Here is a 13,158-nt window from a genome sequence, read left to right as displayed (position 1 = left end):
GAGCTTTTTTTGTTTGGGATTATTACTAAATTTGATAAGACTCAATAATTTAAATCATGGCAGAGAATAAAACTCAAAAAACAAATCAAAGTGTTGAAGATTTTATTAATTCGGTGGACCACGAAGGGAAACGAAAAGATGGATTTCAAATTTTAGAAATGATGAAAACCATAACTAAAGAAGAGCCTCGTATGTGGGGTGCTTCTATAATTGGTTTTGGTGATGTACGTTACAAATATGCAAGTGGTAGAGAAGGAGATTGGTTTAAAGTGGGCTTTTCGCCTCGTAAAGCAAAAATTTCATTGTACTTAATGGGTTGTGATGTTTCTAAGGCCGATGAAATGCTAGGTAGGCTTGGGAAACATAAAACTGGGAAGGGTTGTTTATACATCAATAAATTGGCCGATATTGATAAAGAAGTGTTAAAAGAAATGATAAAAGAGGGTTATGAAAATGGGCACATTGGCACAGAAGAGCATTAAACTATTTATAGTTGTTTTAATCTTTTTAACTAGCTGTACTCCAAAAGAAACGATAACTCTTAATCAATTAAACTGGTTGTTGGGAAGCAGAGAAATGGTTTCAGGTAATCAGTTAATTCTTGAAACTTGGGAGCAAGAAAATGATACGCTCTTTATTGGAAAATCGTATAATATTACCCAATACGACACAGTGCTAACCGAAACCATTCAAGTTATTCAAAAAGAAAATATTATCTATTATATTCCGTTAGTATTTGACCAAAATGGAGGAGAGCCTGTTTTATTTGAATTAAAATCGGAACACCCAGAGCAATTAATTTTTGAGAACAAGGAGCATGATTTTCCAAATAGAATTTGTTACTACAAAGATGGTGGTAATATTAATGTTTGGATAGAGGGCGGGGACAAGAAAATTGATTTTTATTTTATAAAAACGAAGTGAAACTAGTATTTACATTATTCATACTTATATTATCATTAGTTGCTAATGCACAATCGTTTGCAGAACAGCATTATCAATTTGATGTAAATTATAAAATGATGCATGGTTATTACAATAGAGGTTTGTATCAAGAAGCCACGCAATATGTCGATTCGTTAAAAGATAACAGATATGTGAATGGACAAGTCTATTATTTTTTTGCCAGAGTTTATTCTTTAAATAATGAGTTCGATAAATCTTTATTTTACCTTAAAAAAGCAGTAAAACGAGGAACTACAAAAGTAGATGTAGAAAAAATGTACGACTTAGATAAGTTTAGAAATAGTCATTTAAACATTGTTTTTGAATTGAATTACGACAAATGGCATCAAGAGTATTTAAGTTGGGTTGCTGAATTACAAATTGATTCGGTGTATTATAAAGAAATAATGGAAATTAATTCCTTATCAAATAATACAAGATATAAAAGAGTTGAAACTATTGATGGTGATATTGTTTATGAATTAAAAGATTCAGTTGAGATTGCTGCGGTAGAAAAGCAAGATTCAGTAAACTTTGAAAATCTAACGGATTTATTTTTTGAAAAAGGTTTTCCAACTTATAGAAAGGTTGGAGGAGCTGCTTTTGATGCAATTCGTATGTTAGAGTCTAATTTTATTAAAGGGTTTAATGACTTAGATTCACAATGGGAAAAGATAAAACCTTTGATAATTAAAGAAATTGAGTTGGGAAATTTAAAACCTTTTATTTATGGAAGACTAGAAGATAGTTATAATGGAATAACTAAAAACCCTCTATTGTATTTACACCCAATTTATACTTATAAGGATTATCAAGTAAGTTTTAATGAAATTGTAAAGCCAAAAGAGTTAAATATAAGGCGTAAATCAATCGGGTTGTGCCCAATAGAAATAGAATTTTGGTCGCTTGCAAAAGAGTTACCTATGTCGTTACAAGAAATTAAGTTTAAATGAGAGACATCGAAACCAAAGAAGATATTGCATTTTTAATGAATGAATTTTATTCTAAAATGCTAAAAGATGATTTGATTGGCTACATTTTTACTGATGTTGCTCATTTGGATTTACAAAAGCATTTACCATCGTTAACCAATTTTTGGGAGAACATGTTGTTAAACGCGAATGGGTATAAAAAGAATGTAATGGATATCCATTTTAAACTAAATGCTAAAGAGGAGCTTCAGAAGGCTCATTTTAATCGGTGGTTGGAATTGCTTGTTGAAACTGTAAAAGAGCATTATAAAGGAGAAAAAGCGCAAAGAATGTTGAATAGTGCAAATTCAATTGCAGGAGTAATGCAGTTTAAGTTGGGTAAAATGAATTAATCTAAATATAAGTCAATTAATCCTTCAGGAGCTAAAACTTCAATAAGTTGCTCTTCTCTGTTTACATTCTTAATTACTTGGTCAGTAATTGGTATCAAAATTTCTTTTTTGCTGGGATGAGTTATTTCAATAATAGCTTGAGTAGGGTAGTCTAAAACTTCTTTAATAATTCCCAACTCACCTTTAATTTCATCAACAACTTTATAGCCAACAACTTCGTGGTAATAAAACTTATTGCCAGTTAATTTTGGTAATTGTGTTAAAGGAAGGTATAACTCTTTTCCAATAAGCTCTTTGGCTGAATCAACCGAATCAACATCATCTATTTTTAATTTAATAGTTCCGTTATTCAGTACTTGAGTATTGGTAATAAAAAAAGGAATCAGCACATTATCCTGTTTATGAACTCGGATAAGGACTGATTCCAATTTTTTGTATTTTTCGGGATTATCTACATCTAATTTAGCGATGAGTTCTCCCTGTTTACCATGAAGTTTAGAAGTGTAACCTAAATAAAAGCACTCTTCAATATTCATAGTTAATTATTCAGCGTCTTTTTTCTCTTCTTCAGCAGCAGGTGCTTCTTCAGCAGCAACTTCTGGAGTAGCTTCAGCAACAGCTTCTACTTCTGGGGCAGCTTCTTCAACTACTTCTTCTACTGGAGGTGCCATTTTAGCAGCAACTTCAGCAGCTTTTTTTGCATTAGCTTCTTGTTCAGCAGCAAATCTAGCTTTAGCATCTGCATCAGCAGCTTTAGCTAAGCTATCTTTTTTACCATCAATTTTACTAGCTTTTTCTTCTAGCCAAGCAGCAAATTTTTTGTCAGCTTGTTCTTGAGTTAAAGCTCCTTTTAATACACCTTTATCAAGGTGATTTTTATGTATTACTCCTTTATAAGATAAAAGGGCTTTACATGTTTCAGTAGGTTGAGCTCCTGTTTTAACCCAGTGCAAAGATCTATCAAAATCGATATCGATTGTTGCAGGGTTAGTGTTTGGATTGTACGTGCCTAATTTTTCAATAAATTTCCCATCTCGTGGGGCACGGCTGTCAGCTACTACAACGTGGTAAAAAGCAAATCTTTTTTTACCATGTCTTTGTAATCTAATTTTTGTAGGCATTTTTTAAAATTTAATTAATTAATTATTTTTTGAGCCTGCAAATGTAGTGATTTGTTTCTTAATATTTGGATATGATGTAAATAAATTGTCTTTTCAATCAATTTTATTGGTGTATTCATGTTTTTTGACAATTAAAATGAGTGTCATTTTATTATCTTTACATCGATATGGGTAATAATTCTGTTAAATTTTTTCTGTTGCTTTCTTTCATTGAAGGGCTTGTTGTGATGGGGACAGAGCTTTTAGGAGCTAAAATGCTAGCACCTTTTTTTGGTTCTTCATTATATGTTTGGTCTTCTGTTATGGCTATTACACTTGGCGGATTAGCTTTTGGATACTTTTTTGGTGGAAAAATTTCCCTCAGAGAAAAGCAAGAGTTGAATTTATATAAGATATTATTAATAGGGTCTTTATTTACAATGTTGATGCCTTTTACGTCAAAAGTAGCATTGAATATTATTGGGTTTTACTCTTTACTTCCAGCTGTTTTTTGCTCTACTTTTATTGTTTTATTTCCTCCTGTTTTTTTAATGGGTATGGTTTCACCTATTATTATAAAAATAATTTCTAAAAACACTAATGAATCTGGTAATTCTGCTGGTACTGTATACGCGATATCTACTTTTGGGGGTATTATATCTACTTTGGCTTTTGGGTTCTATGTTATTCCAGTTTATGGATTAACAATGCCTGCAATTATTTCAGGAGCCACCTTAGGAATACTCCCTTTAATAATGTTGATTAAAAGAAAAAGATATAGCGATACACTCCCTTTTGTAATTGGTATTATTATTTCTTTATATCAATTGATTTTTGACTTTAATCAACCAAGAGAGGGTGTAGATTTAATTTATCAAAGTGAAGGAATATTAGGGCAAATTTCTGTTTATGATTATTCTAGTAATAATTTCAATAAAGCCGGTAATAATTCAGAAAAAGTTAGGTGGCTTTATGTAAATGGAATCTCTCAAACTAAAGAAAATAGAAGCATCACCCTAGATGAAAATTCAGAAAAATATTTTACTTACGTTCCAAAGCTAACAGATTATATCTCATCATTAAATTTAAAAAATAAGAGTGTGCTTTTGCTTGGTTTAGGGGGAGGAAGTCTTGCTAAAAGTTTATTTGAAAATGGATATAATGTTGAGGTTTGTGAATTAGATAAAAGAATAAATTATGTTGCTAAAACTTATTTTGATTTACCGGAAACAATTAATGTAACTGTTGATGATGCTAGACATTTTATAAAGCTTTCAAAAAATAAATATGATGTAATTATATTTGATACGTTTAGAGGTGAAGAAACACCAAGTCATATTATAACAAAAGAAAGCCTAGTTGAGGTTAAAAAGATTCTTAATAAAGATGGCCACGTTTTGATTAATAGTTATAATTATATTGAAGGAAAGAAAGGTGTTGGATTACAGTCAATTTATAAAACGCTTATTGATGCAAATTTAAGTACAGAAGTTTGGCCAACTTCTATTGATGTTAATAACAGAAACTTGTTATTTATTTCGTCATTAAATAAAGTTGAAAAAAATGAAGAGTTTCTTGATATGAGTAAAATAGATATTTCTAAAGCTCAAGTACTAACAGATGAATACCCAGCTTTTGAAATGTTAAATGGCTTAGCGGGACTTGATTGGAGAATTTCGGCTATTAATAATAATCAAACTACTAATTAGCGCCTAATGCTTTTGGTTTTCATCTTTTCTTAAATCGTATGTTTTTTTAGCTCCATACAATAATCCTCCAGCAATTAAAAAACCAATACCACCATCTATTGGTACTCCACTGTTTGGTCCCATACCATTATTACCCATGCCATTTCCTCCTCCAGGAGCCCCCATGCCATTTCCATTACCTCCTGCTGCTGCATAAGAAAGGTAACTTAAAAAGATAAACGAAAGGTATAATAATGTTTTTTTCAAAGAGTCAAAAGGTTAAAATCAATGAGGCTCAAAATTAGTAAAAAAGTTTACATCATACCTAATTCTAATAGCGCCTCTTCACTCATCATTTCTTTTCCCCAAGTTGGTTCCCAAACTAATTCAACTTTTGCAGATTTTACGCTCCACATATCATCTACTTTTTGTCGAACTTCTTCAGGTAAACTTTCTGCTACAGGACAAGATGGAGATGTTAATGTCATATCAATTTGAACATTAAATTCATCATCTATTTTAATTTCATAAATCAATCCCATTTCGTAGATATCAACAGGAATTTCAGGGTCATAAATAGTTTTTAGAGTTTCAATAACTAACTCTTCAACATCTTTTTTTGACAATTCTTTATTATGTTCTTCCATCTTACTTAAGCTTTAGCTTGAAAAGCGATTGAGTATATTTTTATCTGTTTAACCATTGACAATAATCCATTACTTCTGGTAGGTGATAAATGTTCTTTTAAACCAATTTGATCTATAAAAAACAAATCAGATTCTGCAATTTCTTTAGGTGTATGGTTAGAGAAAACTCTTATCATTAAAGCAATTATCCCTTTTGTAATAATTGCATCACTATCTGCAGTAAAAATGATTTTTCCATCATTTAATTCTGCATGTAACCATACTCTTGATTGACAACCTTTAATCAAATTGTCTTCTGTTTTGTATTTTTCTTCAATAATTGGTAAATCCTTCCCTAATTCAATGATATGTTCATACTTATCCATCCACTCATCAAACAAAGCAAATTCATCAACTATTTCTTCTTGTATTTCTTTTATTGTCATTAAACTAGCATTTTAATAGCTCTTTTCAGCCCTTCAATGAAGATATCAATTTCTTCGGTTGTATTATAAAAAGCAAAAGAAGCTCTTGCGGTTCCAGGTACATTTAACCTGTTCATTAAAGGCTCTGTACAGTGATGACCTGTTCTAATTGCTACTCCTAATTTATCTATTATCATTCCGATGTCAGATGGATGTGTTCCATCAACCACAAATGATAAAACACTTGCTTTTTGTTTAGCTTCCCCAATTATTCGTAAACCTTCTATTTGTTTTATTTTTTCTGTAGCATAGGTCAATAACTCATGCTCATAAGCTTCAATATTATGGATGCCGATGTTGTTCATATAGTCAATAGCAGCAGCTAATGCTATACCACCAACAATATTGGGTGTGCCAGCTTCAAATTTATGTGGCAATTCGTTGTAGGTCGTTTTTTCGAAAGTAACAGTTTTAATCATATCGCCACCACCTTGGTAAGGAGGGAGGCTGTTTAATATGGCTTCTTTACCATATAGAATCCCAACTCCAGTTGGTCCCAGCATTTTATGTCCTGAAAAAACATAAAAATCACAATCTAACTCTTGTACATCTACTTTTTTATGAGGAACAGCTTGCGCTCCATCTATTAATGTAAAAGCACCAATTGCTTTTGCTTTTTTAATAATTTCTTTAACAGGATTTATTGTGCCTAAAGTATTAGAAACATGTGTTACAGCAACTAATTTGGTTTTATCTGAAAGTAATTTTTCAAATTCCTCAAACAAAAATTCTCCTTTGTCGTTTATTGGCACAACTTTTAAAATTGCTCCGTAATCTTCACATACCATTTGCCAAGGAACAATGTTTGAATGATGCTCCATTGTTGAGATGATAATCTCGTCGCCTTTGTTAAGGTGTTTTTTTGCAAAGCTTGATGCTACTAAATTAATACTTCCAGTAGTTCCGGAAGTAAAAATTACTTCGTGCTCATGTTTTGCATTAATAAAATTTTGAACAGTGATTCTTGCTTTCTCGTAAGCATCTGTAGCTTCTTGACTAAGCGTATGGATGCCTCTGTGTATATTACTGTTTTGAAAAGTATAGTATTTGTCAATTACATCAATTACTTGTTGAGGCTTCTGAGAAGTTGCTCCATTATCAAAATAAACCAATGGTTTTCCATTAACCTCTCTAGCTAAAATTGGAAAGTCAGCCCTAATTTTTTTAATGTTAAGTATTTCGGTTTGTGTAGGCATTATTTTGCGAATCGTTCTTCTATTTTTTGATCAATATAGATTTGTAATGGCTCTAATGTTATTTTTTCTAATGCATCTTTAGCAAAAGCGTTAATCATTAAGTTTAAAGCACTTCTTCTGCTAATTCCTCTAGATTGTAAATAAAAAATAGCTTCATCATCTATTTGCCCAGTTGTAGAACCATGACTACATTTTACATCATCGGCATATATTTCTAACTCTGGTTTAGAGTTTACACTTGCGTTATCTGATAATAAAATGTTGTTGTTTTGCTGAAAAGCATTTGTTATTTGAGCGTCTTGACGAACGAAAACCTTACCGTTAAATACCCCAATAGATTCATCATCCAACACACCTTTATAAACTTCGTTAGAATTACAATGAGGTTTCATATGATCTACAACAGTATGGTTGTCGATATGGTCTTGATTTTTTCCTAAATACAAGCCGTTAAGATTAGTTTCGCAATTACTTGCATTCACTTCAATGTTTAAGTTATTTCTAACTATAGCGCCATTAAAAATTGCTGTGTTAATTGTAAATGTACTGTCTGCTCTTTGGTAAGCTTGTTCGGTAGCTATATGGTAATTATTATCTTCTTTATCTTGAATTTTGTTATATTCTATTTTAGAATTTGGATTCAAGAAAAACTCAGCAACACTGTTTGAGAAACTATTTTCAGCATTTAGCTTTACAAATGTTTCTATAATTTTAACAGAAGCTCCATCATGAGCTTTTACAATTGTTCTAGTGTTAGTGTGTAAACTGCTTTCTGTAACAATGTTTATAATATGTATTGGTTTGGATGCAATAATATTTTTATCTAAACCTATGTAGACACCATCTGTGAATGAAAATGAGTTTAACGCAACAAATATTTCATTTTCAACTTTAGCCAAACTTCCTAAATGGTCTTTTACAAATTCATCAGAATTAGCAATAGAGTTTTTTATAGAAATTATTTTAACGCCATTTTCATTTTCAACTTTTGCTAAATCTTCACGGTAAAAACCATTTTCAATTACTACAATGTTAGCATCTAAATTTGGGATCAAAAAACTTGAAATGTCAAGATTATTTGTAGATACTTCTCTTTGAATGTTGTAGTTTTTGTTGATGATTTTTCCAACTCTTGTATATTTCCAATACTCGGTTTTTGAAGAAGGAAAGTCTAGTTTAGCTATGGCTAATTTAGATTTTGCTCTTAATTCTTTAGCAAATTGGGGTTCGTTAGAAAAGTCTAATTGGCTTAGATTTTCTAATAAAATATCTTTTTTTGTGAGTTCTTGTGTTGTCATTCTAGTGGGTTAGTTTACTTTAAAGATTAAGCGTTCACTTCTTCTTTAATCCAATCATATCCTTTTTCTTCTAATTCAAGAGCTAACTCTTTAGTTCCAGATTTCACAATTCTACCATTGTATAATACGTGTACAAAATCAGGCACTATATAGTCTAAAAGTCTTTGGTAGTGTGTAATAACAACTGTAGCGTTTTTTGGTGATTTTAATAAATTTACACCATTAGCAACAATTCTTAAAGCGTCAATATCTAAACCAGAATCTGTTTCATCTAAGATTGCCAATTTAGGCTCAAGCATTGCCATTTGAAATATCTCATTTCTTTTCTTTTCACCACCTGAGAAACCTTCGTTAACAGAACGAGAAGCTAATTTAGCATCTAATTCTACTAAAGCCGATTTTTCTTTAACCATAGCTAAAAATTCTTTAGCTGTAGCAGGTTCTTGGCCAAGATATTCTCGTTTTTCGCTTATAGCAGTTTTTAAGAAATTGATATTACTAACCCCAGGTATTTCTATTGGATACTGAAAAGCAAGGAATAAACCTTCTCTAGCTCTATCTTCGGGATTTAATTCTAATAAATCTTTTCCATCAAAATTAACTTCACCTTGAGTTACTTCATAATCTTCTCTTCCGGCTAATACAGACGACAAAGTACTTTTACCAGAACCATTTGGTCCCATTATAGCATGAACTTCTCCTGCTTTAATTTCTAAATTAATTCCTTTAAGAATTTCTTTGTCGTTTATACTCGCGTGTAAATTTTTTATACTTAACATCTCTTTATTTTTAATGTTCTATCCTACAGAACCTTCTAAACTAATTTCTAATAATTTTTGTGCTTCTACTGCAAATTCCATTGGAAGCTTGTTCAATACTTCTTTACAATATCCATTTACAATTAAATTGATTGCTTTTTCAGTATCTATACCTCTTTGATTGCAATAAAATATTTGGTCTTCCCCAATTTTTGAAGTTGTTGCCTCGTGCTCAATTTTTGCGGAACTATTTTTTGCTTCTATATAAGGGAAGGTGTGAGCGCCACATTTATCTCCCATTAATAAAGAGTCACATTGAGTAAAGTTTCTAGCGTTAGTTGCGTTCTTGTTTATCTGAACTAACCCTCTATAAGAGTTGTTGCTGAATCCAGCAGAAATTCCTTTAGATATAATTGTACTTTTTGTGTTTTTACCTAAATGAATCATTTTGGTTCCTGTATCTGCTTGCTGGTAATTATTAGTTACAGCAACAGAATAGAATTCCCCAATTGAATTATCACCTTTTAAAATACAAGAAGGATATTTCCATGTAACAGCAGAGCCAGTTTCAACTTGGGTCCATGAAATTTTTGAATTATTATGGCAAATTCCTCTTTTAGTTACAAAATTGTATATTCCACCTTTACCTTCTTTATCTCCTGGATACCAGTTTTGTACAGTTGAATATTTTATTTCAGCATTGTCTAAAGCAATTAGCTCAACAACAGCCGCGTGTAGTTGGTTTTCATCTCTTTGGGGAGCAGTACAACCTTCTAAATAACTTACATAGCTGCCTTCGTCTGCAATTAAAAGTGTTCTTTCAAATTGTCCGGTACTAGCTTCATTAATTCTAAAATAAGTTGAAAGTTCCATAGGGCATCTTACTCCCTTAGGAATATAACAGAAAGACCCATCTGAAAAAACGGCTGCATTTAATGCTGCATAAAAATTATCTGTTGCAGGTACAACTGTTCCCATATATTGTTTTACCAATTCGGGATGATTTTTAACTGCCTCACTAAATGAACAGAAAATAATTCCTAAATCATGTAATTTATCTTGAAAAGAAGTTTTTACAGAAACCGAATCAAATACAAAATCAACGGCAACACCACTTAAAGCTTTTTGTTCATCCATAGAAATACCAAGCTTATCCATTGTTGCTTTCATTTCTGGATCAACATCCTCCCAATTAACATTTTCTTTCTTTTTTGGAGCGGAATAATAAGACAAGTCTTGAAAATCCACTTTAGGGTATTTTACATGAGCCCAATGCTTTTCGGTCATGTTTTGCCATAAAGCGAATGCTTTAAGTCTATAATCTAAAAGCCATTGTGGCTCCTCTTTTTTTGAAGAAATTAATCGAATAACATCTTCATTTAAACCTTTAGGAATTACCTCTGATTCAATATTAGAAGTAAAACCATATTTATATTCTTGATTCTCTAAATCCTTTTCTAAATCTTCCTCTGTATATCCTGCCATAATCTTTTTTATAAAGAAAAACTTTCACCACAACCGCAAGTTCTATTTGCGTTAGGGTTTTTAAATAAAAAGCCTTTACCATTTAATCCTCCCGAAAAGTCTAATTCTGTTCCGGCTAAGTATAGAATACTTTTTTTGTCGCAAACTATTTTTACGCCATTGTCTTCAAATACTTTGTCATCTTCATTAATTACATGATCGAAAGTTAAGTCGTAAACTAGACCTGAACATCCGCCACCTTTAACACCAACACGGATGAAACTATCTTTAGGTGAGCCATCTTCAGACATTAATTTAATGGCTTGGTTTTTTGCGTTTTCTGAAACTGTTATCATTTTTATCTTATTTAGATTGATTCTAAATTAATGCAAATGTACCTAAAAAGAGGTAGTGAACCAAGTAAATTGATTTTTTTTTAAAAAAAGAAGATAAGGGTTGTTATAACCAGCCTTTTATTTTATAAAAAGCAATAGCAACATATTCGCGGTAAACTATTATCTGATAGTTTAAATGACTCCAGAATTGGTAACGGAGTTGAGTATTGTTGCCAATGTTAGGAATCATGTTGTTTCCTCCTAATTCGTTGTCTTCGAATAAAAAAGAAGCTTCTACAGGATGTGAAAAGGCGGCTTGCCCGCTAATTTTGGTAAAGCCAATTTTTTGAAAAGATTTTAACGATCTATACATATGTTCGGGAGAAGTAACCAAAAGTGTAGGCAGTTTTTTATCCATTAATTTACCAACTTCTAAAGCTTGAGAACGAGTATTTGTTCCTCTGTTTTCAAATATAATTCGATTTTCATCTATACCTCTTATTACTAATTCTTTTTTCATTAAATAAGAAGAAGATAAGGTGTCGGTATAGTCGCCAGGCATGGTAACAATAATTTTAGCAGTTTTAAATTTATGGGCTACTTCTGCAGTCATATAAGTTCTCATTAACCCCGATTCGCTAGGTATTCCACCACCGCTCATTACAACAATGTATGCGGGGTCAGTATCAAGTTTCGTGTCAGATTGACCCAAATAAAAATACATCCAAAAAGGAATTGAAGTAAAAGAAAGGATTATAATGGTTATAAAAATTACACCAAAACTAATTAGACTCCATTTTAGTGGACTTATTAAATAGGATAATATGTTTTTAAGTGATTTAATAAATCTAATGTAAACAATTTATTCTTTTCATAACTTTGCATTATGTTAGAAGATAAAAATCCAAATCCTGTAAATGATATAAGCACTCTTGGTGAGTTTGGCTTAATTAACCATTTAACAGAAAATATAAAATTACAAAACAAATCATCAAAATTAGGTGTTGGTGATGATGCTGCTGTTTTAGAATTTAAGAGTAAACAAACATTAGTAACTACCGATATGTTAGTAGAAGGTGTTCATTTTGATTTGTTGTATACTCCTTTTAAGCATTTAGGGTACAAAGCTGTTGTGGTAAACCTATCTGATATTTATGCAATGAACGGAACTCCAACACAGATTACAGTGTCGCTGGCTGTCTCTAATCGCATTTCTGTTGAGGCGCTTGAAGAACTATATGAAGGGATGTTGTTAGCTTGTGAAATTTATGGAGTTGATTTAATTGGTGGAGATACAACATCTTCGTTGTCTGGATTGATAATCAGCATAACAGCTATAGGTGAAGCAGATAAAAAAGAAGTTGTTACTCGAAAAGGAGCAAAAGAAAACGATTTAATTTGTGTTTCTGGAGATTTAGGAGGAGCTTTTATGGGGCTTCAATTATTAGAAAGAGAAAAGAAAGTTTATAATGAAGCACCAACAGTTCAGCCTGATTTTGATGGACATGATTATGTTTTAGAGCGTCAACTTAAGCCTGAGCCAAGAAAAGATGTAATAGATATGTTTAAAGAGTTGGGGATTCAACCAACAGCTATGATTGATGTTTCTGATGGATTATCTTCTGATTTAACTCACATCTGTAAACAATCTAAAGTAGGATGTACCATTTATGAAAATAAAATTCCGATTGATTTTACTGTTGTTAATCTTGCAGCTGAAATGAATCTTGACCCTACTGTTTGTGCACTAAATGGAGGAGAAGATTATGAATTGCTCTTTACAATTGCTTTAGATGATTACAACAAAATTAAAGATAGTAAGCGAGTTGCTGTTATTGGTCATATTACTGGGGTTGAAGGTGCTTACCAAATTGTAGATAAAGCAGAAGTAGTACATAAATTAGTCGCTCAAGGTTGGGATGCTATTTCAAAACAATAA

17 protein-coding genes are annotated in these 13,158 nt (G+C 31.6%); 6 read left to right on the top strand and 11 right to left on the bottom strand.

Annotation, left to right across the window (positions count from 1 at the left end; translation table 11 throughout):
* Nucleotides 1-56: 56 nt before the first annotated feature.
* Genes FRY74_RS10735 through FRY74_RS10720 form a run of 4 tightly spaced genes read left to right on the top strand, consistent with a single transcriptional unit; the run spans nucleotide 57 to nucleotide 2,269 of the window.
* The gene (locus FRY74_RS10735) at nucleotides 57-482 is read left to right on the top strand and encodes a DUF1801 domain-containing protein (protein WP_147101405.1); all 426 of its coding nucleotides are present in this window, start codon (nucleotides 57-59) and stop codon (nucleotides 480-482) included.
* Nucleotides 448-924: a DUF6265 family protein gene (locus FRY74_RS10730; RefSeq protein WP_147101402.1), complete on the top strand. Its 477-nt coding sequence runs from the start codon at nucleotides 448-450 to the stop codon at nucleotides 922-924. The genes FRY74_RS10735 and FRY74_RS10730 overlap by 35 nt, the downstream gene beginning before the upstream one ends.
* On the top strand, nucleotides 921-1,898 hold the full coding sequence (locus FRY74_RS10725; protein ID WP_147101399.1) for a hypothetical protein: 978 nt from the start codon (nucleotides 921-923) through the stop codon (nucleotides 1,896-1,898). Before FRY74_RS10730 ends, FRY74_RS10725 begins: the two co-directional genes overlap by 4 nt.
* Entirely contained in the window at nucleotides 1,895-2,269 is a 375-nt protein-coding gene (locus FRY74_RS10720) for a group III truncated hemoglobin (protein ID WP_147101396.1), read from the top strand. The genes FRY74_RS10725 and FRY74_RS10720 overlap by 4 nt, the downstream gene beginning before the upstream one ends.
* Here the strand turns inward: FRY74_RS10720 and rimM are convergent.
* Both rimM and FRY74_RS10710 read right to left on the bottom strand, forming a co-directional pair.
* Entirely contained in the window at nucleotides 2,266-2,805 is a 540-nt protein-coding gene (gene rimM / locus FRY74_RS10715; protein ID WP_147101393.1) for a ribosome maturation factor RimM, read from the bottom strand. The genes FRY74_RS10720 and rimM overlap by 4 nt on opposite strands.
* Nucleotides 2,806-2,811: 6 nt before the next feature.
* Complete coding sequence (locus FRY74_RS10710) at nucleotides 2,812-3,390, bottom strand: 30S ribosomal protein S16 (protein WP_147101390.1); 579 nt, start codon at nucleotides 3,388-3,390, stop codon at nucleotides 2,812-2,814.
* Nucleotides 3,391-3,587: 197 nt separating this feature from the next.
* Here FRY74_RS10710 and FRY74_RS10705 point away from each other — a divergent pair, with 197 nt between their 5' ends.
* Nucleotides 3,588-5,078, top strand: coding sequence for a fused MFS/spermidine synthase (locus tag FRY74_RS10705; RefSeq protein WP_170228012.1), 1,491 nt, complete (start codon nucleotides 3,588-3,590; stop codon nucleotides 5,076-5,078).
* A 3-nt stretch (nucleotides 5,079-5,081) separates the two neighbouring features.
* On the opposite strand, the gene FRY74_RS10700 is transcribed toward FRY74_RS10705, so the two are convergent.
* From FRY74_RS10700 to FRY74_RS10660, 9 genes are all read right to left on the bottom strand, one after another.
* Nucleotides 5,082-5,324: a PID-CTERM protein-sorting domain-containing protein gene (locus tag FRY74_RS10700; protein WP_147101384.1), complete on the bottom strand. Its 243-nt coding sequence runs from the start codon at nucleotides 5,322-5,324 to the stop codon at nucleotides 5,082-5,084.
* A 47-nt stretch (nucleotides 5,325-5,371) separates the two neighbouring features.
* Nucleotides 5,372-5,704: an iron-sulfur cluster assembly protein gene (locus tag FRY74_RS10695; protein ID WP_147101381.1), complete on the bottom strand. Its 333-nt coding sequence runs from the start codon at nucleotides 5,702-5,704 to the stop codon at nucleotides 5,372-5,374.
* Between the two features lie 5 nt (nucleotides 5,705-5,709).
* Nucleotides 5,710-6,129, bottom strand: coding sequence for a SufE family protein (locus tag FRY74_RS10690; protein WP_147101378.1), 420 nt, complete (start codon nucleotides 6,127-6,129; stop codon nucleotides 5,710-5,712).
* On the bottom strand, nucleotides 6,129-7,346 hold the full coding sequence (locus FRY74_RS10685) for a SufS family cysteine desulfurase (protein WP_170228022.1): 1,218 nt from the start codon (nucleotides 7,344-7,346) through the stop codon (nucleotides 6,129-6,131). The genes FRY74_RS10690 and FRY74_RS10685 overlap by 1 nt, the downstream gene beginning before the upstream one ends.
* A 17-nt stretch (nucleotides 7,347-7,363) precedes the next feature.
* Nucleotides 7,364-8,662, bottom strand: a complete 1,299-nt coding sequence (sufD, locus tag FRY74_RS10680; RefSeq protein WP_147101373.1) for a Fe-S cluster assembly protein SufD — start codon at nucleotides 8,660-8,662, stop codon at nucleotides 7,364-7,366.
* A 26-nt stretch (nucleotides 8,663-8,688) separates the two neighbouring features.
* Complete coding sequence (gene sufC / locus FRY74_RS10675) at nucleotides 8,689-9,441, bottom strand: Fe-S cluster assembly ATPase SufC (RefSeq protein ID WP_147101370.1); 753 nt, start codon at nucleotides 9,439-9,441, stop codon at nucleotides 8,689-8,691.
* An 18-nt stretch (nucleotides 9,442-9,459) separates the two neighbouring features.
* Nucleotides 9,460-10,905 carry a Fe-S cluster assembly protein SufB gene (gene sufB / locus FRY74_RS10670; protein ID WP_147101367.1) on the bottom strand — a complete coding sequence of 482 codons (1,446 nt, stop codon included), beginning with the start codon at nucleotides 10,903-10,905 and terminating at the stop codon, nucleotides 9,460-9,462.
* An 8-nt stretch (nucleotides 10,906-10,913) separates the two neighbouring features.
* Entirely contained in the window at nucleotides 10,914-11,240 is a 327-nt protein-coding gene (locus FRY74_RS10665; RefSeq protein ID WP_147101364.1) for a HesB/IscA family protein, read from the bottom strand.
* Between the two features lie 103 nt (nucleotides 11,241-11,343).
* Nucleotides 11,344-11,943: a YdcF family protein gene (locus FRY74_RS10660; RefSeq protein WP_147101362.1), complete on the bottom strand. Its 600-nt coding sequence runs from the start codon at nucleotides 11,941-11,943 to the stop codon at nucleotides 11,344-11,346.
* Between the two features lie 162 nt (nucleotides 11,944-12,105).
* Here FRY74_RS10660 and thiL point away from each other — a divergent pair, with 162 nt between their 5' ends.
* Nucleotides 12,106-13,158, top strand: coding sequence for a thiamine-phosphate kinase (gene thiL, locus FRY74_RS10655; RefSeq protein ID WP_147101359.1), 1,053 nt, complete (start codon nucleotides 12,106-12,108; stop codon nucleotides 13,156-13,158).

The organism is Vicingus serpentipes, assembly GCF_007993035.1.
In the GTDB taxonomy this organism is placed as follows: Bacteria; Bacteroidota; Bacteroidia; order Flavobacteriales_E; family Vicingaceae; genus Vicingus; species Vicingus serpentipes.
This window is presented reverse-complemented; position numbering and strand designations above follow the sequence as displayed.

What these genes read in the sequence shown, in the direction of transcription:
- FRY74_RS10735 (WP_147101405.1), top strand. Translation starts at nt 57, where the DNA reads ATGGCAGAGAATAAAACTCAAAAAACAAATCAAAGTGTTGAAGATTTT.
- FRY74_RS10730 (WP_147101402.1), top strand. Translation starts at nt 448, where the DNA reads ATGAAAATGGGCACATTGGCACAGAAGAGCATTAAACTATTTATAGTT.
- FRY74_RS10720 (WP_147101396.1), top strand. Translation starts at nt 1,895, where the DNA reads ATGAGAGACATCGAAACCAAAGAAGATATTGCATTTTTAATGAATGAA.
- rimM (WP_147101393.1), bottom strand. Translation starts at nt 2,805, where the DNA reads ATGAATATTGAAGAGTGCTTTTATTTAGGTTACACTTCTAAACTTCAT.
- FRY74_RS10710 (WP_147101390.1), bottom strand. Translation starts at nt 3,390, where the DNA reads ATGCCTACAAAAATTAGATTACAAAGACATGGTAAAAAAAGATTTGCT.
- FRY74_RS10695 (WP_147101381.1), bottom strand. Translation starts at nt 5,704, where the DNA reads ATGGAAGAACATAATAAAGAATTGTCAAAAAAAGATGTTGAAGAGTTA.
- FRY74_RS10690 (WP_147101378.1), bottom strand. Translation starts at nt 6,129, where the DNA reads ATGACAATAAAAGAAATACAAGAAGAAATAGTTGATGAATTTGCTTTG.
- sufD (WP_147101373.1), bottom strand. Translation starts at nt 8,662, where the DNA reads ATGACAACACAAGAACTCACAAAAAAAGATATTTTATTAGAAAATCTA.
- sufC (WP_147101370.1), bottom strand. Translation starts at nt 9,441, where the DNA reads ATGTTAAGTATAAAAAATTTACACGCGAGTATAAACGACAAAGAAATT.
- sufB (WP_147101367.1), bottom strand. Translation starts at nt 10,905, where the DNA reads ATGGCAGGATATACAGAGGAAGATTTAGAAAAGGATTTAGAGAATCAA.
- FRY74_RS10665 (WP_147101364.1), bottom strand. Translation starts at nt 11,240, where the DNA reads ATGATAACAGTTTCAGAAAACGCAAAAAACCAAGCCATTAAATTAATG.
- FRY74_RS10660 (WP_147101362.1), bottom strand. Translation starts at nt 11,943, where the DNA reads ATGTATTTTTATTTGGGTCAATCTGACACGAAACTTGATACTGACCCC.
- thiL (WP_147101359.1), top strand. Translation starts at nt 12,106, where the DNA reads ATGTTAGAAGATAAAAATCCAAATCCTGTAAATGATATAAGCACTCTT.